This window comes from Arthrobacter sp. ZBG10, from assembly GCF_001238605.1.
Lineage (GTDB): Bacteria > Actinomycetota > Actinomycetes > Actinomycetales > Micrococcaceae > Arthrobacter.
The window spans coordinates 90,189-111,969 of the sequence record NZ_LFQH01000053.1; the positions used below are offsets into that span (position 1 = coordinate 90,189).

18 protein-coding genes are annotated in these 21,781 nt (G+C 68.5%); 8 read left to right on the forward strand and 10 right to left on the reverse strand.

The genetic code is table 11. From position 1 onward, the window contains the following. The first annotated feature begins 13 nt into the window (after window positions 1-13). Together ACU18_RS13740 and yicI are read left to right on the forward strand one after the other, a co-directional pair. Window positions 14-2,107, forward strand: a complete 2,094-nt coding sequence (locus ACU18_RS13740; protein WP_050686375.1) for a beta-galactosidase — start codon at window positions 14-16, stop codon at window positions 2,105-2,107. Window positions 2,108-2,112: 5 nt separating this feature from the next. Next, entirely contained in the window at window positions 2,113-4,293 is a 2,181-nt protein-coding gene (yicI, locus tag ACU18_RS13745; RefSeq protein ID WP_050686377.1) for an alpha-xylosidase, read from the forward strand. An 85-nt stretch (window positions 4,294-4,378) separates the two neighbouring features. On the opposite strand, the gene ACU18_RS13750 is transcribed toward yicI, so the two are convergent. From ACU18_RS13750 to ACU18_RS13770, 5 genes are read right to left on the reverse strand one after another with little or no spacing between them, the layout of a single operon-like run. Next, window positions 4,379-5,539, reverse strand: a complete 1,161-nt coding sequence (locus ACU18_RS13750; RefSeq protein ID WP_231686083.1) for a Gfo/Idh/MocA family protein — start codon at window positions 5,537-5,539, stop codon at window positions 4,379-4,381. Beyond that, entirely contained in the window at window positions 5,536-6,315 is a 780-nt protein-coding gene (locus ACU18_RS13755; protein ID WP_050686379.1) for a ThuA domain-containing protein, read from the reverse strand. Before ACU18_RS13755 ends, ACU18_RS13750 begins: the two co-directional genes overlap by 4 nt. A gap of 41 nt (window positions 6,316-6,356) precedes the next feature. Next, window positions 6,357-7,244: a carbohydrate ABC transporter permease gene (locus tag ACU18_RS13760; RefSeq protein ID WP_442853712.1), complete on the reverse strand. Its 888-nt coding sequence runs from the start codon at window positions 7,242-7,244 to the stop codon at window positions 6,357-6,359. A 10-nt stretch (window positions 7,245-7,254) separates the two neighbouring features. Further along, complete coding sequence (locus ACU18_RS13765) at window positions 7,255-8,274, reverse strand: carbohydrate ABC transporter permease (RefSeq protein ID WP_082178334.1); 1,020 nt, start codon at window positions 8,272-8,274, stop codon at window positions 7,255-7,257. Between the two features lie 5 nt (window positions 8,275-8,279). Then, window positions 8,280-9,503: a sugar ABC transporter substrate-binding protein gene (locus ACU18_RS13770; RefSeq protein ID WP_050686381.1), complete on the reverse strand. Its 1,224-nt coding sequence runs from the start codon at window positions 9,501-9,503 to the stop codon at window positions 8,280-8,282. A gap of 230 nt (window positions 9,504-9,733) precedes the next feature. Between ACU18_RS13770 and ACU18_RS13775 the strand changes: the two genes are divergently transcribed. Next, entirely contained in the window at window positions 9,734-10,759 is a 1,026-nt protein-coding gene (locus tag ACU18_RS13775) for a LacI family DNA-binding transcriptional regulator (protein ID WP_231686085.1), read from the forward strand. 25 nt (window positions 10,760-10,784) lie between these two features. On the opposite strand, the gene ACU18_RS13780 is transcribed toward ACU18_RS13775, so the two are convergent. Together ACU18_RS13780 and ACU18_RS13785 are read right to left on the reverse strand one after the other, a co-directional pair. After that, window positions 10,785-11,279 (reverse strand): type II toxin-antitoxin system RatA family toxin, encoded by a 495-nt coding sequence (locus ACU18_RS13780; protein ID WP_050686385.1) that lies wholly within the window; start codon window positions 11,277-11,279, stop codon window positions 10,785-10,787. A 31-nt stretch (window positions 11,280-11,310) separates the two neighbouring features. Continuing rightward, on the reverse strand, window positions 11,311-12,189 hold the full coding sequence (locus ACU18_RS13785; RefSeq protein ID WP_050686387.1) for a DUF1206 domain-containing protein: 879 nt from the start codon (window positions 12,187-12,189) through the stop codon (window positions 11,311-11,313). Window positions 12,190-12,357: 168 nt separating this feature from the next. Between ACU18_RS13785 and ACU18_RS13790 the strand changes: the two genes are divergently transcribed. Together ACU18_RS13790 and ACU18_RS13795 are read left to right on the forward strand one after the other, a co-directional pair. Further along, entirely contained in the window at window positions 12,358-13,947 is a 1,590-nt protein-coding gene (locus ACU18_RS13790; protein WP_050686389.1) for a WXG100 family type VII secretion target, read from the forward strand. A 2-nt stretch (window positions 13,948-13,949) separates the two neighbouring features. Next, a complete protein-coding gene (locus tag ACU18_RS13795; protein WP_050686391.1) occupies window positions 13,950-14,396 on the forward strand; it encodes a hypothetical protein in 447 nt (148 codons plus the stop codon). Here ACU18_RS13795 and trmB read toward each other — a convergent pair. Further along, entirely contained in the window at window positions 14,389-15,318 is a 930-nt protein-coding gene (gene trmB / locus ACU18_RS13800; protein WP_050686437.1) for a tRNA (guanosine(46)-N7)-methyltransferase TrmB, read from the reverse strand. The genes ACU18_RS13795 and trmB overlap by 8 nt on opposite strands. A 73-nt stretch (window positions 15,319-15,391) precedes the next feature. Between trmB and ACU18_RS13805 the strand changes: the two genes are divergently transcribed. Further along, window positions 15,392-16,648 carry an MFS transporter gene (locus ACU18_RS13805; protein ID WP_082178335.1) on the forward strand — a complete coding sequence of 419 codons (1,257 nt, stop codon included), beginning with the start codon at window positions 15,392-15,394 and terminating at the stop codon, window positions 16,646-16,648. Here ACU18_RS13805 and soxR read toward each other — a convergent pair. After that, window positions 16,636-17,121 (reverse strand): redox-sensitive transcriptional activator SoxR, encoded by a 486-nt coding sequence (soxR, locus tag ACU18_RS13810; protein ID WP_050686393.1) that lies wholly within the window; start codon window positions 17,119-17,121, stop codon window positions 16,636-16,638. The two genes, ACU18_RS13805 and soxR, sit on opposite strands and share 13 nt — an antisense overlap. A gap of 86 nt (window positions 17,122-17,207) precedes the next feature. Here soxR and ACU18_RS13815 point away from each other — a divergent pair, with 86 nt between their 5' ends. Then, the gene (locus ACU18_RS13815; protein ID WP_050686395.1) at window positions 17,208-18,641 is read left to right on the forward strand and encodes an MFS transporter; all 1,434 of its coding nucleotides are present in this window, start codon (window positions 17,208-17,210) and stop codon (window positions 18,639-18,641) included. 57 nt (window positions 18,642-18,698) lie between these two features. Here the strand turns inward: ACU18_RS13815 and ACU18_RS13820 are convergent, their stop codons facing one another. Continuing rightward, complete coding sequence (locus ACU18_RS13820) at window positions 18,699-19,409, reverse strand: SAM-dependent methyltransferase (RefSeq protein ID WP_050686397.1); 711 nt, start codon at window positions 19,407-19,409, stop codon at window positions 18,699-18,701. A gap of 403 nt (window positions 19,410-19,812) precedes the next feature. On the opposite strand from ACU18_RS13820, the gene ACU18_RS13825 reads away from it, so the two are divergent. Then, the gene (locus ACU18_RS13825; RefSeq protein WP_050686399.1) at window positions 19,813-21,714 is read left to right on the forward strand and encodes a DEAD/DEAH box helicase; all 1,902 of its coding nucleotides are present in this window, start codon (window positions 19,813-19,815) and stop codon (window positions 21,712-21,714) included. Window positions 21,715-21,781: the final 67 nt, after the last annotated feature.

Here is a 21,781-nt window from a genome sequence, read left to right on the forward strand (position 1 = left end):
ACCAAGGAATCCCATGCAACTTCGCAGCCACGGCCTGAGCAGCATCACGGACCGCACCGGCCTGCTGTTCGGAGCCGACTACAACCCCGAACAGTGGCCGGAGGAGAGCTGGCCGGAGGACATCCGGCTGATGCAGGAAGCCGGGATCAACCTGGTCACCGTGGGCGTCTTCAGCTGGGCGCGGCTGCAGCCCACCGAACACACCTGGGACTTCGGCTGGCTGGACCGCATCCTGGATCTGCTGCACCAGGGCAACATCAACGTGTGCCTTGCCACGCCCACCGCCTCCCCGCCGCCGTGGCTGGGCCACCGCCACCCAGGAACGCTGCCCACGGATGAGTCAGGCGCCACCCTCTGGTACGGCTCGCGCAACCAGTTCTCGCCGTCGTCGGCCGAATACCGCAGCGCCGCCCTGAAGGTCACGGCCGCGCTCGCCGCCCGCTACGGCAGCCATCCCGCAGTGGCCATGTGGCACGTGGGCAACGAACTGGGACAGATCAGCTACGACGACGAAACCGCCGCAGCCTTCCAGGACTGGCTCAGCCGCCGCTACGGTTCGCTGGCAGAACTGAACACCGCCTGGGGCACCACGTTCTGGAGCCAGGGGTACAGCGGGTGGGACGAGATCCTGCCGCCGCGCACCGCCCCCTACCTGCACAACCCCACCCAGCTCCTGGATTTCCGGCGCTTCACCTCCGACGCGCTGCTCAGCTTGTTCACAGCGGAACGGGACGTGATCCGCAGCCAGTCACCCCTGGTGCCCATCACCACCAACCTGATGGGATTCTTCCGCGGCGCCGACTACTTCAGCTTCGCCGCTGAAGCCGACTTTGTGGGCAACAACTGGTACACGGACCCGGCGCAGCCCCACACCTGGGAACTCGGCGCCCTGACGCACGATCTCTGCCGCGGACTGGCCGGCGGGAACCCGTGGCTGCTGATGGAATCCGCCACCTCCGCTGTCAACTGGCGGCCGCACAACACGGCCAAGGACCCGGGCGCGCTCAGGGTCGACTCGTATTCCGCCCTGGCCCGGGGATCGGACGGGATCTGTTTCTTCCAGTTCCGCCAGTCCGCCTTTGGCGCCGAACGCTTCCACTCCGCCGTGGTGCCCCTGGCCGGCGCCGACACCCGCGTATTCCGCGAGGTGGCAGCCCTGGGCTCCGGCCTCCAGGAGCTCCGCTTCCTGGCCGGCGAACCCGCACCCGCGCCGATCGCCATCCTGTTTGACTGGGACAGCTGGTGGGCGGCGGAAGCACCGGACCGCCCGTCGGACCGGCTGGCCGTACTGGACCAGCTGCAGGCCTACCACCGGCAGCTCCTGCGCCGGGGCCTTTCCGCCGAAGTGGTGCACCCCGGCACCGACCTGGACCGGTTCAACCTGGTCCTGGTTCCCAGCCTTTTCCTTCTGCGCGACGAGCACGCCGCCCGCCTGGCCGGCTGGGTGGAGCGGGGCGGCAGCGCCGTGGTGGGCCCGTTCAGCGGTGTGGCGGACGGCAACGGCCACCTCCGCCAGGGCCGGTTCCCGTCGGTGCTGGCCGGAATGCTGGGGGCCAGCGGCGAGGAATGGCGCCCACTGGCAGGCCCGGTGGGACTGGACTTCGGTGCGGCACCGGCCGCGGGAACACCCGGCTCCGCCCCCGCTGGACCTGAGCTGTCCGAATCCGGGCCGGCTGGCCTGGCCGCGGCCAGCTGGTCCGAGGACCTGCGCCTGGACGCGCCGGGAGCCACCGCCGTGGCCACCTTCACGGAAGGAGCCCTGGCCGGAAAACCCGCGGTGGTCCGCAACAGCCACGGCCGCGGCACCGCCTGGTACGCCGGGGCGGACCTGCCGGACGCCGCCCTGGCGCTCCTGGTGGGGGACGCGCTTGCTGCCGCCGGCCTGGCCTCACCGGTGGTTGGCGAACTGCCCTCCGACGTCGAACTTGCCACCCGCGGAACCTGCCATTTCCTGCTGAACCACAGCCCGGAACCGCGCGCCGTGCACCTCACGGAACAATCCGTGGACGTGCTCACGGGCGCCGCGCACGGCCCCCACCTGGTCCTGGAGCCCTACGGCGCCCTGGTCCTCAAAGCCACCCCCGCCCCCACTGAGAACGGACACTGACCTCCATGAAATTCACTGACGGCTACTGGCTGTACCGCAAGGGCTACTCAGCGCTGCACCCCCGCGACGTCGCCGAAGTGGTGGCCGGCGACGGGACCCTCACGGTTTACGCCCCCACCAAACGCATCGCCTCCCGCGGTGACGCCCTGAACCTGCCCCAGCTCACGGTGACGTTCGAGGCGCCGATGCCGGACGTGATCGGGGTGACCATCGAGCACCACCAGGGCGGCCTGGACCGCGGACCCCACTTCGGCGTCAACCGCACCGGCGCGGCCCCGGAACTGTCCACGGCGGACAGCGACGGCACGGCCAGCATCACATCCGGCGGCCTGACGGCACGGATCAGCACGTCCGGGGACTGGGGGGTCGAATTCCTGGGCGACGGCAGGCTGCTCACCGGTTCCACCGCGCGCAGCGTTGGGGTCATTACGGACGACGCCGGGCGCAGCTTTGTGCACGAACAGCTCAGCCTCGGCGTGGGCACCAATGTCTACGGCCTGGGGGAGCGGTTCGGCGCCTTTGTGAAAAACGGGCAGTCGGTGGACATCTGGAACGAGGACGGCGGCACCTCCAGCGACCTCGCCTACAAAAACGTGCCGTTCTTCATCACCAACGACGGCTACGGCGTGTTTGTGAACCACCCCGAGAAGGTTTCCTTCGAGGTGGGATCCGAGGTGGTGTCCCGGACCCAGTTCAGCGTCGAGGGCCAGCGGCTGCAGTACTTTGTGATCCACGGCCCCTCGCCCAAGGACATCATCCGGCGGTACACGGAGCTCACGGGCCGGCCGGCCCGGATCCCCGCCTGGTCCTACGGGCTGTGGCTGTCCACCTCCTTCACCACCGACTACGACGAAAAGACCGTCACTTCCTTCATCGACGGCATGGCCGAGCGGAACCTGCCGCTGTCCGTGTTCCACTTCGACTGCCACTGGATGCGCTCCTTCCACTGGAGCGACTTCATCTGGGACCCGGCCACCTTCCCGGACCCCGAGGGCATGCTGGCCCGGCTGCACGAACGCGGCCTGAAGGTCTGCGTGTGGATCAACCCCTACATCGCCCAGCGTTCGTACCTGTTCAAGGAAGGCCTGGAACGGGGCTACCTGGTGAAAAGGCCTGACGGGTCCGTGTGGCAGTGGGACATGTGGCAGGCAGGAATGGGCCTGGTGGACTTCACCAATCCGGACGCCGTGCTCTGGTACCAGGACAAACTCCGCGGACTGCTGGGCCAGGGCGTGGATTCCTTCAAGACCGACTTCGGCGAGCGCATCCCCACGGACGTGGCCTGGCATGACGGGTCCGATCCGGAACGGATGCACAACTACTACTCCCAGCTCTACAACCGGACGGTGTTCGACCTGCTGGCCAAGGAGCTCGGGGAAGGCCAGGCCGTGGTCTTTGCCCGGTCCGCCACCGCCGGCGGGCAGACCATGCCGGTGCACTGGGGCGGCGACTGCGAATCGACGTTTGCCGCCATGGCCGAATCGCTGCGCGGCGGACTGTCCCTGGCGGCGTCCGGCTTCTCGTTCTGGAGCCACGACATCGGCGGCTTCGAAGGCACCCCTGAGCCGGAGATCTTCAAGCGCTGGATCGCCTTCGGCCTGCTCTCCTCACACTCGAGGCTGCACGGCTCCAACTCGTACCGTGTTCCGTGGCTGGTGGATGAGGAGTCCGTGGATGTGCTGCGGCATTTCACCGAACAGAAGATGCGGCTGATGCCCTACCTGCAGACAGCGGCGGAAGAGGCCTACACCCAGGGCATCCCCCTGATGCGTCCGCTCTTTATGGAGTTCCCCGGCGATCCGGGCTGCGCGCACCTGGACCGGCAGTACATGCTGGGCCCGGACCTTCTGGTGGCACCTGTCATGGACCCCTCAGGGACCGTGTCCTTCTACCTTCCTGAAGGAACCTGGACGCACCTGGAAACCGGCGAGCAGCTGGCCGGCCCGCGCTGGCACCGCAAGGAGTACACGGTGATGCAGGCCGCCACGTGGGTCCGGGAAGGCGCGGTGCTGCCGCTGGGCACGGTCTCGGACCGGCCGGACTACGACTGGGCCACGGAAATGGTGTTCAAGGCGTTTAATGCTGCTGACGGATCCCGCCGGATCGCGGTGCCGTCCCCGGACGGCACCAGCACGCAGTTCGAGGTCACTGTCAGCAGCGGTGCCGTGACGGCCCGGGTGGTCTGAGGCCCATAATCCCCGGCGCACAAAAGCCCGCCTCCCGGATTGGGAGGCGGGCTTTTGGTCCGGGGCAGGAGTTGCCTGTCCTGCGTCAGCCGGCCCGGCTGCCTGCCGGCTGCACGTGCCGCGGCCCGCCGATCCGGGCGTGCGGTGTTTCCCAGGACGCCAGTGTGGCCCGGACATCGGGGCGCCGCTCGGCGGCCAGCGCCTCCGCATAGGCCCGGTCCAGCACGTCGCTGATGAGTACCTTTTCCTGCCGGCCGGCAGACTGCACTGAAGCTTCCACCATGGCAAGGCTGAGCACGTTGGAGTGCACCTCCCCGGACGGAACCGTCCCGGTCCGCAGTGCGGACACAAATTCCACCAGCGCGCCGGAAATCTCCTCGGCATGGCTGGCCGGCTCCAGCGCAACCGGACCGGATAAGGCGGCCGCCAGCGGTTCGCCGGCACCGTCCCACAGGGCAGTGCCACCGGCGCCGTTGACGCGCCAGGCACCGTTCCAGGAGGTCTCCAGCCCGTCGGCGCACCAGCTGCCCGTGTAGGTGTACCGGGTACCGCCGCTCATCTGGAAGACGGCGGTGGCTGCCGCGTTCCCGTTGTACCAGCTCCAGGCGGGGTTGAACTCCTCGCAGTAGACGGAGACGGGGTCCTGGTCCAGGAGGAAGCGGACGGCGTCGAACTGGTGGATGGCCATGTCCACCAGCAGCACGTGCGCCATTTCCTCGCGGAAGCCGCCGAAGTGCGGGGCCTTGAAGAATTCGGTGGTGACCACGCCAATGCCGCCCAGCTGGCCGGCAGCCGCTTTGAGCTGGGTGAGGCCGTGGAAGTACCGGCGGGACTGGCTGATCATCAGCAGCTGCCCGCTGGCTTCCGCGGCCGCCGCCAGGGACAGGCCCTCGGCCACTGTAGGGGCCACCGGCTTCTCACACAGCACGGGCAGGCCGGCGAACAGTGCCTCCACGTTCACGGGATGATGGGCGGCCGGGACGGTGACGTTCACAACTGCTTCGGCGCCGGTGGAAGCGGCAACCTGGGCAACGCTGGTGCCCAGGACCAGCCCTGCCAGGCCGGCGTCCTGCACGGCGGCCCGGGCGGTGGCCAGGTCCAGGTCCACCAGGCCCACCAGTTCCACGTCCGGGTTGGCCTGCAGGGCGGCGATCCAGGCCCTGCCCATGCCGCCGGCGCCCACCTGGACCACCTTGAGCGGCGTCGCCCGGGGAAGGACCGCGAAGTCAGGTTCGAAGGCGCTCAATTGTGCATCGCCCCCTGGTAGCCGTGGCCCGAGTAGAAGTCCTCGGTTTCGTACCGCAGCAGCACCGGATCGGTGCGTTCGGGCCGGAGCGTCCTGGCCCAGCTGACCCCGTTGGCGATCACCCGCCGGACGTCCTTGTGGTGGTACACGGGGTAGTCCTGGTCGCCCGGGCTGAAGAAGAAGATCCTGCCGTAACCGCGTTTGAAGGTGCAGCCGCTGCGGAACGCCTCGCCGCCACTGAAGGTGCTCAGGAACACCAGCTCGTCGGGGACCGGGATGTCGAAGAACTCGCCGTACATTTCCTGGGCCGGGATGATGAACGGGTGCGGGATGCCCTGTGCGATGGGGTGCATGGGGTCCACGGTCCAGACGATTTCGCGGTCCTGCCCGGAGCGCCAACGCAGCGTGCAGGAGGTGCCCATCAGCTTGCCGAAGATCTTGGACCAGTGCCCCGAGTGCAGGACCAGCAGGCCCATGCCGGCCAGCACATGCCGGTGCACGCGCTCCACCACCTCATCCGAGACTTCGCCGTGGGCGGCGTGGCCCCACCAGACCAGCACGTCGGTGTCCCGCAGGACTTCCTCGGTGAGGCCGTGCTCGGGCTCGGCCAGGGTGGTGGTGCGGACCCTGGCGTTGGCGCCGAGGTTCTCCTCGATGCCTTCGCGGATGGTGGTGTGCATGCCGGCGGGGTAGATGGCGGCGACGTGCGGCTGTTCCTGTTCGTGGCGGTTTTCGCCCCAGACAAGGACCCTGACGGGCTCGGTGGTGTGCGTCATTCGTTTTCCTAACTGGTTGGATCTGCCCGTGCGGGCGATGGTTATTTGACGGCTCCGCCGGTGGCGCCGGCCGCAATGTATTTCTGGGCCAGGATCAGCAGGGCGATCGCCGGCAGGGAGGACAGGACGGCGGTGGCCATCACGGCGCTCCAGTTGGAGACCTGTGTCCCCAGGTACTGGTAGATGCCAAGGGTCACCGGCCGCACCTCATCCGTGGTGGTCAGGGTCAGGGCAAAGAGGAAGTCGCTCCAGGAGAACAGGAACGCGAAGAGCCCTGCGGTGATGAGCGAGTTCCTGCTGATGGGCAGCACAATCGAGACGAACGAGCGCACCAGCCCCGCGCCGTCCACCCGGGCCGCCTCCACGATGGAGGTGGGAATGCCCGTCATAAAAGCCCGCATGATGAGGATGACAAACGGGATGGCGTGGGTGGAGTCCGCCAGGATGAGGCCCGGGATGCTGTTAAGCAGGCCCAGGTCGTTGTACGCCGTGTACAGGGCGTTGGCGATCACGATCCCCGGGATCATCTGGGACACCAGGATGGCCAGCAGGGCCAGGTTGACCCACTTGTAGCGGAACTGGGCCAGCGCGTAGGCGGCCGGTGCCGCCACTGCCAGGCTGAACACCACCGTTCCCAGGGACACGGCAAGGCTGGTCAGCAGGTTGGGGCCCTGCTCGGCGATGGCGCGGGCATACCCGTCGAAGCTGGGGTTCCACGGGAAAAAGCCGGCGGTCAGGGTGTTGCCGGAGGGCTGCAGGGAGGCGTTCACCATCCAGTACACGGGAAACAGCATTACGGCCAGGAAAACGATGCCCAGGCCCGTGTACCCGACGTTCCGCGGCTCGGTTTTTGCGGTGCCGGTGCGTCCGGTGCCGGTTGCCCGGGTCCGGGCTCGGGTCCGGGTGGCTGTGGGGTCCATGGTGGTCATGGCGGCCTCCTTACTCGTCCACCGCGCGCCGGTTGGCGCGCAGGTAGATCACGGCGAACACCAGCGAAATCAGGATCAGGATGTTGCTGAACGCTGCACCCACCCCGAATTCGAAGTTGGTGAACGACTCCTGGTAGGAGCGGATGGACAGGGTCTGGGTGGCATTGGCGGGACCGCCGTTGGTCAGGCCCAGGATGATGTCCAGGACTTTGATGGTGTAGACCACGCCGAGCACCAGCACCACGCTGACCACGGGCTGCAGGTTGGGCCAGGTGATATGCCGGAACGCCCGCCAGCCGGTGGCGCCGTCCAGCGCCGCGGCTTCGTACAGTTCATCGGGGATGTCCTGCAGGCCGCCATAGATGATGGTCACGTTGAACGGGATGCCCACCCAGATATTCACCATCACGACGGCGATCAGTGCCACCGTTGGGCTGGTCAGCCAGGGCACGGGCTGGGAAATGATGCCCAGGCTGGTGAGGAACTGGTTGAGGACGCCGCTGTCCTGGTCCAGGATGGAGCGCCAGGTGGCGCTGCTGACGATCAAAGGCAGCAGCCAGGGCAGCAGCAGCATGGCACGCAGGAAGTTGCTCAGCGGGAAGCGCCGCCGGAAGAAGCAGGCCAGCGCCAGGCCGATCACAAACTGCCCCGCGATGGAGCCGATGGTGAACAGTGCCGTGTTGACCATGGCCGGACCGAACAGGTTGCTGTTCACCACGGTGGCGTAGTTGGCCAGCCCCACCCAGGGGGCCTCGCCGGTGAAGAACGTCTTGGTGGTGTAGTCCTGCAGGCTCATGGTGATGTTTTTAACCACCGGGTAGCCGAAGAACAGCACCAGGAACAGGCCTGCCGGTGCCACGAACAGCAGCCGGGTCACGGCTTCGCGGGTCACCTTCCTGCGCCGGGGCGCGACGGCGTTCGTTGCCCCGGGCTCCCGTGCGGCGGCCGACCCAGCCGCCCCGGGACGTTCCGGATGCACCCCCACCCCGCCTTCCGCCGTCGTGCCCTGCACATCCTGCGTGCGGTTCATGGCCGTTACCCCGCCGAGGCCTGTTTGAAGGCGTCGGCAGGGCTGGCCTTGCCGGTCAGTGCGAGCTGGATGGCGTCGTAGATGACGGTGGCGGCCTCCGGCCAGGCCTCGCCGAGTTTGCCGGTCCGGGAGCGGGCCGTAGCCACTTGTTCGGTGAAACTGGCCATTTCCGGGACCCGCGACACGTACTCCCCGGCCAGCGCCGTCCTGGTGGGCACGGTGAAGCGGGCCTCCGCCAGGGCGAGCTGGTTTTCGTCGCTGCTGATGCATTCGACGAACTCCGCCGCCTTGGCCTGCTTGGCCTTGTTGCCTGTCTCAGGCACGGTCCAGACTTCGCCGCCCAGCGGCGCCACGGATTCCTGGCCGGCTTCGCGGACGGGGATCTTAACGGAGTCCCAGGCGAGGTCCGGGCTCTTGCGCAGGGCGGGGATCTGCCAGGGGCCGTTGACCATCATGGCGGCCTTGCCGGCCACAAACTGGTCCTTGACGTCCGCCTGTGACCAGTTGATCACGGATGCGGAGGCGGAGCCGCCGGTCACCAGGTCCTGCCAGAGCGAGAGGGCCTGGGACACCTTGGGGCTGGTCAGGTCCGTCTCGTCGCCGCCGTTGGACCACATGAACGGCAGGAACTGCCAGCTTCCCTCATAGGTGGCGATGCCGGAGAACGCGACGCCGTAGCGGTCGCCTTCGGTGAGTTTGGCCGCCGCAGCCTTCAGTTCCTCCCAGGTGGTGGGCGGCTGAACGCCGGCAGCCTGCAGCAGGTCCTTGTTGTAGTAGATGCCCAGGGTGTTGACCGTGGGGGCGAGGCCATAGACCTCACCTTCGTAGGTGGCAGCTTCGAGGATGCCGTCGGCAAAGCCGGACGTGTCCACGTTGTAGGTGCTGAGCGGGGAGAGGCCGCCGGTGGCCGCAATTTCCTGGACGTCCGGGTTATCCAGCATCAGCACGTCCGGGAGCGTCTTCGAGGATGCACGCTGCAGCACCTTCTGGATCAGGTCCTTGCCGGGCACGGTCTCGCGGTTGATGCTCACCCCGAGGTCCGCAGCGCAGCGGTCCAGGGCCGCCTGGACCAGGGACTTGTCCGGGTCGTTGTTGTAGTAGTCAACAATGCTGAGGCTGTCCACGTCACCGCCGTCGCCGGCCCCGCCTCCGCTGCTGCAGCCGGCCAGGGCGAGCGGTGCCAGGGCTGCAAGGGCGGTGAGCGAGGCTATCCTGCGGGGTGTTTTCATGGGTGGCTCCTTTGCCGGTTCACGGGATCGTCACAGCTTCAGTAAAGCGCTTAACCGATGGTTCGACCCGCGGTGTGCCGGGGTTTGGGTGGAAGGCTTTAGAAGAGTCTGGGGCCGTCCGCCCGGCCTTGTCAAGGAAAAAGTTAACCGCTTTACTGGAAGGGTGCCGCCGGCACGTCCCGTCGTGTATTCCCTGGGATTTCCCTCCGAAAGGATCTGCCGTGGTCACCATGCAGGACGTTGCACGCCATGCGAACGTCTCGATCGCCACGGTGTCGTTCACCATCAACAACACCAAACCCGTCTCGGCCAGGACCCGGGAAAAAGTGGAAGCCGCCATGCGGGAACTGGGCTTCCGGCGCAACGCCGTGGGACGTGCCCTGGCCAGCAAACGCACGCGGATCATTGCGCTGCTGTTCCCGGCCCTGCAGCATTCCATGAGCGGCACGGTGATCCAGTTCTTCACCAGCGCTGCGGCCACGGCCAGGGAACTGGGGTACAACCTGGTGCTGTGGCCCATCAGCAACGAGGCCGGCCAGGCCACCGAACTGACGGCCAACGGCTTGGTGGACGGGGTGCTCCTGATGGAGGTTGAGCTGGACGATCCGCGGGTGCAGGAACTGCAGGAATCCGGCACGCCGTTTGCGCTCATCGGCCGCACCAGGGCGCCGGAGGAGCTCACCTACGTGGACATCAACTTTGAGGAAACCCTGGTGGCTGCGGTGCAGCACCTGACGGCCCTGGGCCACCGGAACATTGCCCTGCTGGATGACGCCATCGGCAGCCGCAGCCTTGCCGCCTTCGGTCCCGTCAGCCGCTCGCGGGACAGCTTCGAGGCGGAGATGCGGCGCCAGGACCTGGTGCCCACGGCCTTCACGTGCGAGGCGAACCCGGCCGCCGGTAAAGCGGCCGCCGCGGAAATCCTGGCGGCCTACCCGGGGGTTACGGCGCTGATCGTCCAGAACGAGCAGGCCGCGCCGGGCCTGGCCAGCGGGCTGCGGCGCGCCGGCCGGCGGATTCCCCAGGACCTGTCCGTGCTGTCCGTGGCATCCTCGGCGGAGATGGCTGCCATGGTGGACCCGGAACTGACTGTGCTGACCTCCCCGGGACACGAACTTGGCCGGATGGGGGTGGCGGCCCTGATTGACCAGCTGGAAGGCCGGGCCACGTCGCTGCGGCAGGAGCTGGTGATGTGCCGGCTGGAAGGCGGCGGGTCAACAGGTCCCGTGCCCGCGCAGGAGGAGGCCGTGGAGTAAGGCGCGTTTCCGCAGGGCTAGGCGCTCAGGCGTTCGACGGCGGTGCGGCCAGGGTGCGGAATTCCGCCACCAGTGCGGGGTCCTCGCAGGCCCTGGCAAAGGCTTCGATGCGGCGCTCGATTTCCCGGCCCAGCAGCCAGGTGCCGATCCGCTCCATCACCGGCCGCAACAGTGGTGGGCGGCAGGAAAAGGTGTACTTCCACACGGCCCTGGTGCCGCCGTCGTGCGGGGTGAAACGCCAGCCGCCGCCGAACGTGCCGAAGAACCACGGCCCGGAGACCATTGTCATGCCCACATTCCGGGGCGGGGCGTAGGAAACGTACTCGCTGACCATGCCAAGACCCAGCCGGGAGCGGGTTTTGGTCTGCACGCCCTTGCCCGCCGCCGTGGCGCCGGCCAGAAACCCCTGCCCGGAGATGAACGGGTCCCATTTCAGCCGGAAGGCGCCGGTGGTCTGCGAAAAGGCGAAGACAGTCGCGGGATCGAGGCGGATGAGTCGTTCGGCGCGTACCTGGGGCATGGTTCCAGCCTAGCGAAAGGGGATCCTGGGGCTACTTCTCCATTTTGGCGAGCCGCGCCCGGACCACCATGTAGACGCCATAGCAGATGAGGCCGGCGCCTACCGCCGCGAGCAGGTACACCCCGAATGGCTGGTCGCGGAGGGCGCGGAGGCCGCCGTCCAGGCCGGTGGATTCCTCCGGGTGTGCCCGCAGCGTGGCGATGGCGATCAGCATCCCGGTCAGCAGCAGGACCGTGCCCTTGGCCACATAACCGGCCACGCCCAGCACCGTCACGGCGGTGCGTGCCGTGTGCGAGGACGGCATCAGCAGCTGCTTTTCGAACGATTTACGCAAGCCGCGGATGGCGTACACCACGCCCGTGACGGCGATGCCCACACCCACCAGCACCAGCAGTGCCACACCGCCCGGAGCCTTCATCACGGCGATGGTCAGGTCCGTGGCGGTCTTTTTGTTATCGCCGCCGGAGCCCGATCCCATGGCGAAGGACATCAGGGTCAGGGCGAGGCCCGTGAAGACCACTGCCTGCGCCGCGGCCTTGGCCTTCTTGCCGGCTTTGTCCTTGGTGGGAAGGTGGTTGTAGTCGAAAATCGCGTCGCTGACCTGCCACAGCGCCAGCGCCGCGCAGGCGGCGAAGCTGGCCCACAACAGGAACGGGCCGGCCGGCTGGGCCGAGAGTTCCTCAACGGCGCCGCTGAAGTCGGCGCTGCCGGAGCCGCCCATGGCAAGCCTGATGGCGATCAGGCCAACCAGCAGGTGCAGCACGCCGCTGGCGGCGAAGCCCGCGCGTGCCAGCAGTTCCAGCGACCGCGAGTTGGTGACAGTCTCTGCGGTGTCAGCTGCCTGTTTAAGTTCTTTTTTGATGGCTGTTCCTCCGTGCGAGCGCTGTGTGGCGCTAAGTTTCCCCCACACAGATGCAATCGTGCCACGCCGGCGGTGCGCGGGGTAGTTCCCGGTGCAATGGGCCGGGGTGATGGGGAGCCGTCCCCATCGCCCCGGCCGGGCGACCGTGCAACGATGAAGACCAGCACTTCACAGCGCGGCACGAACCACGTACCGCGAAGGTCACCGGGGGAACACATGACTTTTTACGGCGCCGACGTCAGCCAGCTGCGCGCCCTGGCTAAAGCGGTCGACCAGGCCGCCGCCCTGCTGGGCAACAGGTCCACCTCGCTGCACAGCCAGATCCAGGCGGCGCCGTGGAAGGGTACTGACGGTGAGCGTTTCCGCCAGGACTGGACCGGCAGCCACCGCCCCAGCCTGGAACGGGTGGTTGCCAGCCTCCGGGCCAACTCCAAAATCCTGCGCCAGCACGCCGATGAGCAGGACCAGGCCTCATCATCGGGCGGCGGTGGCGAAAGTGGTGGTGGTGGCGGCACCTGGGACCGGATCACGTCCTTTGCTGACCAGGCCAAGGAGTGGCTGAAGGAGCAGGCGGCCAAGGCAGAGGCCGCCGCCGAGCACCGCCGTGAGCTGGAGTCCGGTCTGGCGTCGATGCTGAAGGCAAGCCCGGAGGAGCAGGCCGCGTGGTGGGCGTCCCTTTCCGCCGAGGACCGGCAGTACCTGATCGAAGGGGAGGGTGCGGACGGCCCCTTTGCCGAGGACCTGATGCGCATGGACGGCGGCATCCCCGCCGCCGCCCAGGAACAGGCCAAGGAACACCTCCAGGACCTCGCCAAGGCCGACATCCCCGTCTATTCCGAAACCGGCAGCGCGTCCATCGAAGCGCGGGTGGCGTGGGTCCACGGCGGCGCTGAAGTGGGAACGGAAGTGGTGGAGAATGCCGACGGGTCCGCCACCATGAAGGTTTACGGCAACATGGGCCTGGGCGTTAATGACCCCTCCGGTGCCGCCGGGGTGACGCTGAACGGTGAGGTGTCCCGCGAGTACACGTTCGGCAGCGTGGAGGAAGCCATGGCGGCCCGCGAACAGATGTACCGCGACCTTCCCCCGGACAGTGTGGGCGACATCAAGGACGTCGCTTCCAACCCGCCCGGGTACATCCTGGACACCATCAACGATTCCGCCGACGACAACGGCTCCACCGGCCAGACCGACAAGGCCAAGGGGACCCTGTCCCTCTCCGCCGAGGGTGAGGCCGGCGCCGCCTCCGGGTCTGTCCAGCTGGACCTGGCGTATGAACGGAACCTTTCCGACGGCACGGCCGCCGCCACCGCCGAGGTGACGGCCCAGGGCAAGCTTGACCTGGACGGCCGCGTGTTTGAGGCCTCCGGCACGGGCGGGCTGCAGGTCAACATGGACAAGGACAGCAACATCGAGTCCGTGTCCGTTTCCCTGGACGGCACCGTGGCCCAGGGTGTGGTGGCCGGCGGGGACGTGGAGGCAGCCAAGGTGGAGTCCTCCGTGACGGTGGGAACGCAGGGCAACGTGAAGATCGACGTGGACTATTCCGGCGACAACCGTGCGGTGGTGGACAGCTACCTGCGCAACGTCGCACTGGGCAACGACACCGCTGCGGCAGCCGACGCGGCCAGGCTCTACGAGGCCGGTTCCGCCACTGTCCAGGTCAACAACGTGGTGACAGCCTCCACCGAGGCCGGCATCGACGTGAAGGTGGGCGAGGTGGAGGTCAAGACCGAAAGCCAGGCCACCACCAACGTCTCCACGTACTATAAAGTCCCCAATGACACCACGCTTGAGAGGCTGTGACCATGTCCGTGCACATTGAATCGCCGCTGGGTTTCACGGCAGAGTTCCCGCCGCACACCCAGCCGCTGGACGACTCCACCGCCGGTCCGGACACCGAACAGTACGGCCTGGCCAACGGGGTCCTGGTGACGGTCATCAAGGATGACACGTCCGTGCAGGGCGCACCGCAGGCCAACGGCTGGGCCCACCTGATGGCTGATTTTTACCTCGAGGACCGGGCCGGGACCCAGCTGGCCGAGGGCGAACTGAACCTGCCCGGCAAAGCCGCGTACGCCGTCGTTGTTGGGTATAACGACGCCGGCGGGAACGGAAAGGTGGCCGCCACCGTGGGCCTGTGGGAGAGTGGGCGCTTCCTGGGGGTTGTGGTGGTCTGGCCCTACCTCGATGCCGGCGTGGAGCCCCGGCTGGACATACTCAAGGAGATTGTCGCCGGAATCCGGGTCAGCTGAGCCGGCGCCGGTAACAGAGGTCGAAGATCAGCCGGCCGGCCTCGTGCGCCTTGGCCTCGAAGCTGGTGCGGACCCTGCCTTCGAAGCGGGGCGCCCAGCCACCGGTTTCGTCGATGCCTTCGTTGGGGCCGGTGTGTTCGGTGCTGACCGGTGCCCGGCCCTCACGGACCGGGGCGCCGCCCACCAGGGATTCGACGCCGGACTGCCACACCTGGGTCAGCGGGCTCTCGGGGCCGCGGCGCTGGCCGGTGTGCAGGTTCTCGAAGTCCACGGAATCCGACAGGACGTCCCGGACGTGCACGGCGTAGTTCGACCAGTCGGTGGCAATGCGCCACAGCCCGCCCGGTTTGAGCGCCCGGGCGGCCAGGTCCGCAAATTCGGGCTGGATCAGGCGGCGTTTGTGGTGCCGGGACTTGTGCCAGGGGTCCGGGAAAAACACCCACAGTTCGCTGACGGACCCTGCCGGCAGCATGGTGGCCAGGACCTCGGGAGCGTTGGCCTCCACCACGCGGACGTTCTTCAGGCCGCGGCTGTTGATTTTGATGATGGTGTTGGCCAAGCCGGGGGTGTACACCTCAACGGCCAGGAAGTCGGTGTCCGGGTTTTCCTCTGCGGCGTGGCAGATGGCATCGCCCAGCCCTGAGCCGATTTCCACAATCAATGGAGCGGTGCGGCCAAACTCCGCCTGCGCGTCGAACGTGTAGTCCGGGTGGACCGACGTGTTGGCGATGTGCCGGGGCACATCCACGGCCCAACGCTCCGCGTGCTCCTCCCAGGCTGCCTGCCGGCGGCCCTGCAGGCGAGTGCCGCGGCGCACAAAGCTGACCGGCCGGCCGCCGTAGGTGCCAAACGAGGCCTGGGTCCCGGGCGTCACGGGCCGGGGGACATGCGGCTGCTGGGGGGATTCTGGGGATTCACTCATCCCCTCCAGAATAACGCCCGGGCACCCCGGAGCGGTTTCCGGCGGCGGCCACGCAGCCTGTAAGAATGGGCGGGTGAGCGAAGCAGCAGCCCGTGCCGCGGGCCGGCCCCGGACCGGCACCGGCGGCGATGCCCCGCCCGCCAGCAGGCGGCAGGCCATCTACCTGGGTGTGTGCCTGGTGCTGATCGGGCTGAACCTGCGCACCGTGTTCTCCAGCTTCTCCGCAATCCTGCCGGAAATCACCGCGCAGGCAGCACTCCCTGGCTGGGCGGTGGTGGTCCTGACCACCGTGCCGGTCACGCTGCTGGGGGTGTTTGCGCCGCTGGCGCCCGTACTGGCCCGCCGGTTCGGGCCGGAGCGGGTGCTGCTCGGCGCCATGGCGGTCCTCACCGCGGGGCTCCTGCTGCGACCGGCCGGCGGACCCGGGACCAGCGGACCCGGGGCCGGACACCTGCCCGCCCTCCTCGCCGGCACCGCGGCCTGCGGTGCCGCGATCGCCCTGTGCAACGTGCTCCTGCCGGGCCTGGTGAAACGGGACTTCCCGCACCGGCTGGGCCTGATGGGCGGGCTGTACACCACGGCCATCTGCGCGTCCGCAGCCCTCGGCGCCGGCTTCACCTACCCCGTGTACACGGCCACAGGGGAGTGGACCGTGGCGCTGTGGGCCTGGGCGGTGCCGGCCGCCGTCGTCCTTCTCCTCTTCCTGCCCGCCGCCCTCCGCAGCCGGCCGGCCCGGCTGCGGGTCCACAGCGGGGGCGCCAACGTGTGGCGGTCCCCGGTGGCCTGGCAGGTCACGCTGTTTATGGTGCTGCAGGCGATGATGTCCTTCAGTGTCTTCGCCTGGCTGGCGCCCATCCTCCGCGAGCGCGGCGTGGACGGTGCCACAGCCGGGCTGATGGTCTCCGTCAGTATCGGCCTGCAGATGCTGGGCTCCCTGTTCGCCCCGGCCCTGGCCGCGCGGTTCCGGGACCAGCGGGCCATCAACACGGTGGTGGCGCTGATGACCGGCGGCGGGTTCGCGCTGAGTATCTTCGGCCCGCTGGACCTGGTGTGGGCCTGGGCCGGCTTGCTGGGGCTGGGGCAGGGCAGCCTCACCGCCGTCGCGTTGACCATGATCATGCTCCGCACCCGCGATGGCCACACCGCAGCCCACCTGTCCGGCATGATGCAGGGCGTGGGCTATGGGCTTGGCTCCACCGGAACGCTGCTGGTGGGCCAACTCCATCAGGCCACCGGCTCTTTCACTGCCGCTGGCATCATGTTCCTGCTGGTGGGCGCGCTCGCAGCGGTATTCGGCTACCGCGCCGGCATCCGCCGCTACGTGGACTGATGCGGGCGGGCCGCGCCGGGGCTGCGCCACCTGACCGGCCCGTCGCCGTCGCCCGCCAATGCGTCCCCCGGGTTCTGCAGCTGGCAGGATTTCAGGCTGAGGCAACCGCAGCCGATGCAGCCGTCCAGATCGTGCCGGAGGTGTTCCAGCGCCGCGATGCGGGCATCCAGCTCGGACCGCCACAGCCGGGACAGCCGTTCCCAGTCGCGTTTGGTGGGGGTGCGGCTCTCCGGCAGGGACTCCAGCGCAGCCAGGATGTCCTTCAACGGAATCCCCACGCGCTGCGACACCCGGATGAACGCCACCCGCCGCAGCGTGTCCCGCCGGTAGCGCCGCTGGTTTCCGGCCGTCCGTTCGGAACTGACCAGCCCGTTGCGTTCATAGAAATGCAGGGCCGACGCCGAGACGCCGCTGCGGCGCGACACCTCGCCGACGCCCAGGAGCTGGTGCGCCGTTGCCGCCTCATGTGCCATGCTTCCCCCAAACCCGTTGCCGCCCGCAGGCAGGCACCCGCTGCGCTTTTGACCTCAACCTTGGTTGAGGTCTTAGCGTAGCCTCCATGACCACCGAACAGGCCCAACCCGTGCTCGAAAAACCGCAAGACCCCGCCAGCCCGGGAATCCTCCAGCGCCCGCACGTGTGGGTCACCATCGGTGCCTGCGCCCTGGTGTTCCTGAGCGCCTTCGAGTCCCTGGCGGTAACCACCATCATGCCGCTGGTCAGCCGGGAACTGGACGGCGCCGCCCTGTACGCCCTGGCCTTCGCAGGGCCGCTGGCCACGGGCGTTATCGGCATGGTGGCCGCCGGAAACTGGTCCGACCGCAGGGGCCCTACAGCCCCGCTCTACCTCTCCGTGGCCATGTTTGTGGTGGGGCTGCTGATCGCCGGGACTGCCCTCACCATGCCGGTCCTGGTGGCCGGCCGGCTGGTGCAGGGCCTGGGCGGCGGCGCCATCACGGTGGCGCTTTACGTGATGGTGGCGCGGGTGTACCCGGCGGCGCTGCACCCCAGGATCTTTGCCGCATTCTCCGCGGCCTGGGTGATCCCGTCCCTGGTGGGTCCCTTCGCCGCCGGTGTGGTGGCGAGCGCCCTGAGCTGGCACTGGGTGTTCCTGGGCGTGGTGTTCCTGGTGGTCCCCGCCCTGGCCATGCTGGTCCCGGCTCTCCGCGGGATGGGCCGGCACGAACCTGCCGGCTCCGTGCTGCCGCCTTGGGAATTCGGGCGGCTGGCCTGGGCGGCGCTGGCAGCGCTGGCCGTGCTCGGGTTGAACCTGTCCGCCGGGGTCCGGGTGGACGGCTTTGCCGCGGCGCCCGTCCTGCTGGCAGCAGTGGCAGTCGCCGTGGCCCTGGTGGCGGTCCGCCCGCTGGTTCCCGGCGGGACCCTTCGGGCGCGCCGCGGGCTGCCCAGCGTCATCCTGGTCCGGGGCCTGGTTTCCGCTGCGTTCTTCGGCACCGAGGTGTACCTGCCATACCTCCTGATTGAGCGGTACGGCTTTTCGCCGCAGTTTGCCGGGCTGACGCTGACCGTTGGCGCCCTGGCCTGGGCCGGGGCTTCCACGGTGCAGGGCAGGCTGGGGGAGCGGCTGGCCCACCGCACGGCCATCCGGATTGGCTCCGCAGCCGTGTTTGGCGCAGTGGTGGTGGCGCTGGTGACCACGTGGCTGGACTGGCCGGCGGCTGTGGCCATTGCCGGCTGGGTGTTTGCCGGGGCGGGGATGGGGCTGGTGTATCCGCGGCTCAGCGTCCTCACCCTGGCGTTGTCCACCAAAGCGACCCAGGGCTTCAACAGCTCCGCGATGAGCATCGCCGACTCGCTGGGCGGGGCCCTTGCCCTGGCGGCCACGGCAATCATCTTCACCGGGTTGGCGGCGATGGGCGGCAGCTTTGTGGGCGTGTTTGGGCTGGCCGCGGTATTGGCGGCCATTGCCGTGGTGGTGGCGCCCCGGATCCCCGCAGCCGACCGGCCGGCACGAAAGGCAACGCGGGTTCGGTAGGGGGCTTTCCCGGGCTGGGATCCGAGCCGGAGTCCGGGTCCGGCTGCTGGCCGCCGGCTACAGCAGCCGGGTGGCGCGCAGCACCACGTCGGCGATGGTGAACTCCTGGCCCTCAGGTCCGGTGATGGGACGGTCGCGGGTGGTGAGCACCTCGATCTGCCACTCCGCGGCATCCAGTGACAGCTCCCTGGCCAGGTCCTCACAGGTGTAGAACATTCCGTCGTGGGTGTGGGCGCCGCCCCACGGGGGCAGTTTGTCCGGGTGATGCCCCACCACCAGCAGCGTACCGCCCGGCTTGACCGCGGCAGCGGCTGCCCGCAGCGGGACCTGCCAGGCCAGGTCCTGGGAGTGCAGGAACTGGGAGGTGACCAGCTCGTACTGGCCCTCCGGCTGCCAACGGGCCAGATCCGCCTGCTGCCAGGCGATCCGGCCCGCAATGCCTTCGTCGGTGGCCTTTTTATGGGCGGCTGCGGCGTGCGCCTGCGCGCGTTCCAGTGCCACGGTGGACACGTCCACCGCGGTTACGTGCCAGCCCTGGTGCGCCAGCCAGATGGCGTCCGCACCTTCCCCGGCGCCAAGGTCCAGGGCTTTCCCGGGCCGCAGGCTGCCGGCCTCACGGACCAGTTGGGGATTGGGTTTACCGGACCAGACCTGCGCCTTGGAACGGTACCGTTCGTCCCATTCGGCGGCCGTGGCCCCGGTGCCGATCACTTCGGCGGAGGCTCCGGCGTCGTGCGTTCCCTGCTGGTGCGCCGCGTGTTCGCTCATGCCTCAAGCCTGCCCCGCGGCGCCCCCAAAGGCAACGCCCGGACCAGCTTTGGCGCCCTGCCTCCACAACGGGTTTTACGGCCCTTGCCAGCGGCCCGGAGGCGCGTTCCGGGAAGGGTCGCGGGCGGGGGATGCTAGACTGGAGGAACTTGATGTGCAGTGATGCCCACTTTCTCCCCTGAAATCCCCTGCGGATGCCGCGGAGTCCCGGAACCGGGAAGTGGGTTTTTTCATGTGAGAGGCACATCCTGCGTCGATGAACGCGTTCCATTTGGTCCCGGCCGGCTGCCCTTTTATGCAGCGGCCCGGTTGATCACCTGACTTTTCTTCGGCGAACCCCTGGTCCAACCGGCGCCGGGGGCCGATATCCGCCTGGATACCGCCTGAAAGACCGTATAAATACATGACTACTTTCGCTGCCCTCGGAACTCCCAAGGCACTTGCAGACACCCTTACCGCGCAGGGAATTGTTGAGCCGTTCCCCATCCAGGTCAAGACCCTTCCGGACACGCTGTCCGGACGAGACGTCCTGGGCCGCGGCCGGACCGGCTCCGGTAAAACCATCGCTTTCGCCATCCCGCTTGTAGCACGACTCGCTGAGCGGGAAGCCAAGCACTTCCGCAAGCCCGGCCGCCCCATGGGCCTGGTCCTTGCACCCACCCGTGAGCTGGCCACCCAGATCAACGCCACCATCGAGCCGCTGGCCAAGGCTGCCGGCCTGAACACCACCGTGATCTACGGCGGCATCTCCCAGGCCCGGCAGGAAAAGGCGCTGCGCGCCGGCGTCGACATTGTCATCGCCTGCCCGGGCCGGCTGGAGGACCTCATCCGCCAGCGCATCCTTACCCTTGAGGCCGTGGAAATCACCGTCCTCGACGAGGCCGACCACATGGCTGACCTGGGCTTCCTGCCCGTGGTCAAGAAGCTCATGGACATGACCCCCACCCAGGGCCAGCGCCTGCTCTTCTCCGCAACCCTGGACAACGGCGTCGACAAAATTGTCCAGCGTTACCTGTCCAACCCGCTCACGCACTCCGTGGACGATCCGCAGGCCGCCGTGACCACCATGGAACACCACGTCCTGGTGGTCAACGACCAGACCGTCAAGAAGCAGCTGATCGTTGAGCTCGCGTCCGGTGCAGGCCGCCGCGTCCTCTTTATGCGCACCAAGCACCACGCCCGCAAGCTGGCCAAGACCCTCACGGACGCCGGCATTCCCGCCGTCGACCTGCACGGCAACCTGTCGCAGAACGCCCGCGACCGCAACCTTGCCGAATTCTCCTCCGGTGATGTCCGCGTCCTGGTCGCCACCGACGTCGCAGCCCGCGGCGTGCACGTGGACGACGTCGAGCTGGTCATCCACGTGGACCCGCCCACCGAGCACAAGGCGTACCTGCACCGCTCGGGCCGTACCGCCCGCGCCGGTTCCGACGGAACGGTTGTCACGCTGACCCTCCCGGAGCAGCAGTCCGATGTCAAGAAGCTGATGAAGGCCGCCGGAGTTGAGGTCAACTTCGAGCGCGTCACCGCCAACTCACCCCTGGTGGCCGAGCTCGTGGGCGAAATGGCCGACAAGATCGATCCGCGGACCCGTGCGGCCCTGCTGGCCAAAAAGGCTGCGCAGCAGGGCGGCGGCACCTCCACCGGTGCCAACGCCGAGCGCAAGCGCGCACGCCGCCAGGCTGCACCCACCACAGGCGGCCGCGGCGGCCGTGGCGGACGCGGCAAGGTGTCGGCTGAGCCGGTCCGTTCCGACGTTCCCCGCGCTGAGCGCCGGGCCGTGGCTTTCGAAGGCCGCACCGAAGCACGCGCCGCTTTCGACCGCGTCAGCGAGCAGAACGAGGACCGCGCCGTCGCGGCAGCTGCGGCCCGCCGCAACGCCCGGGGCCGCGGCACCACTGCCAGCACCCACCGCAACGACGTCCCCGCGGCAGGTGGCCGTGCAGCGGCTGGCCGCGGTTCGGACGGCCGCACGGACTCACGCGTCACCCGCAGTGAGGCTCCCCGTGGCGGTACCGGCCGGCCGGCTTCCTCCGGTGGCCAGCGCAGCGGCCGTCCCGCCACCGGCCAGCGTGCCGGTGCTCCTGCCGGTGCCCGCACCGGTGGCCAGCGTTCGGCGGCAGGCTCCGCCAACGCCGGCTCGGCCGGCAACAAGGCTGTCTGGTCCTCCAACACCGGCGGCACCTCCGGCGGCTCCTACGGTGGCGGCAAGGATGGCGCAGGCAAGGGCGGTTCCGGCCGTCCCGCACGCGGCGGCCCCCGCCGTGCGTCAGCTCCGGCCTCCAACGAGCGCCGCAGCCGCTAAGGGTTTCTGACCTGGTCCAGGTGCCCCGCACCGCCGTTCACCACGGCAGTGCGGGGCACTTGGTGTT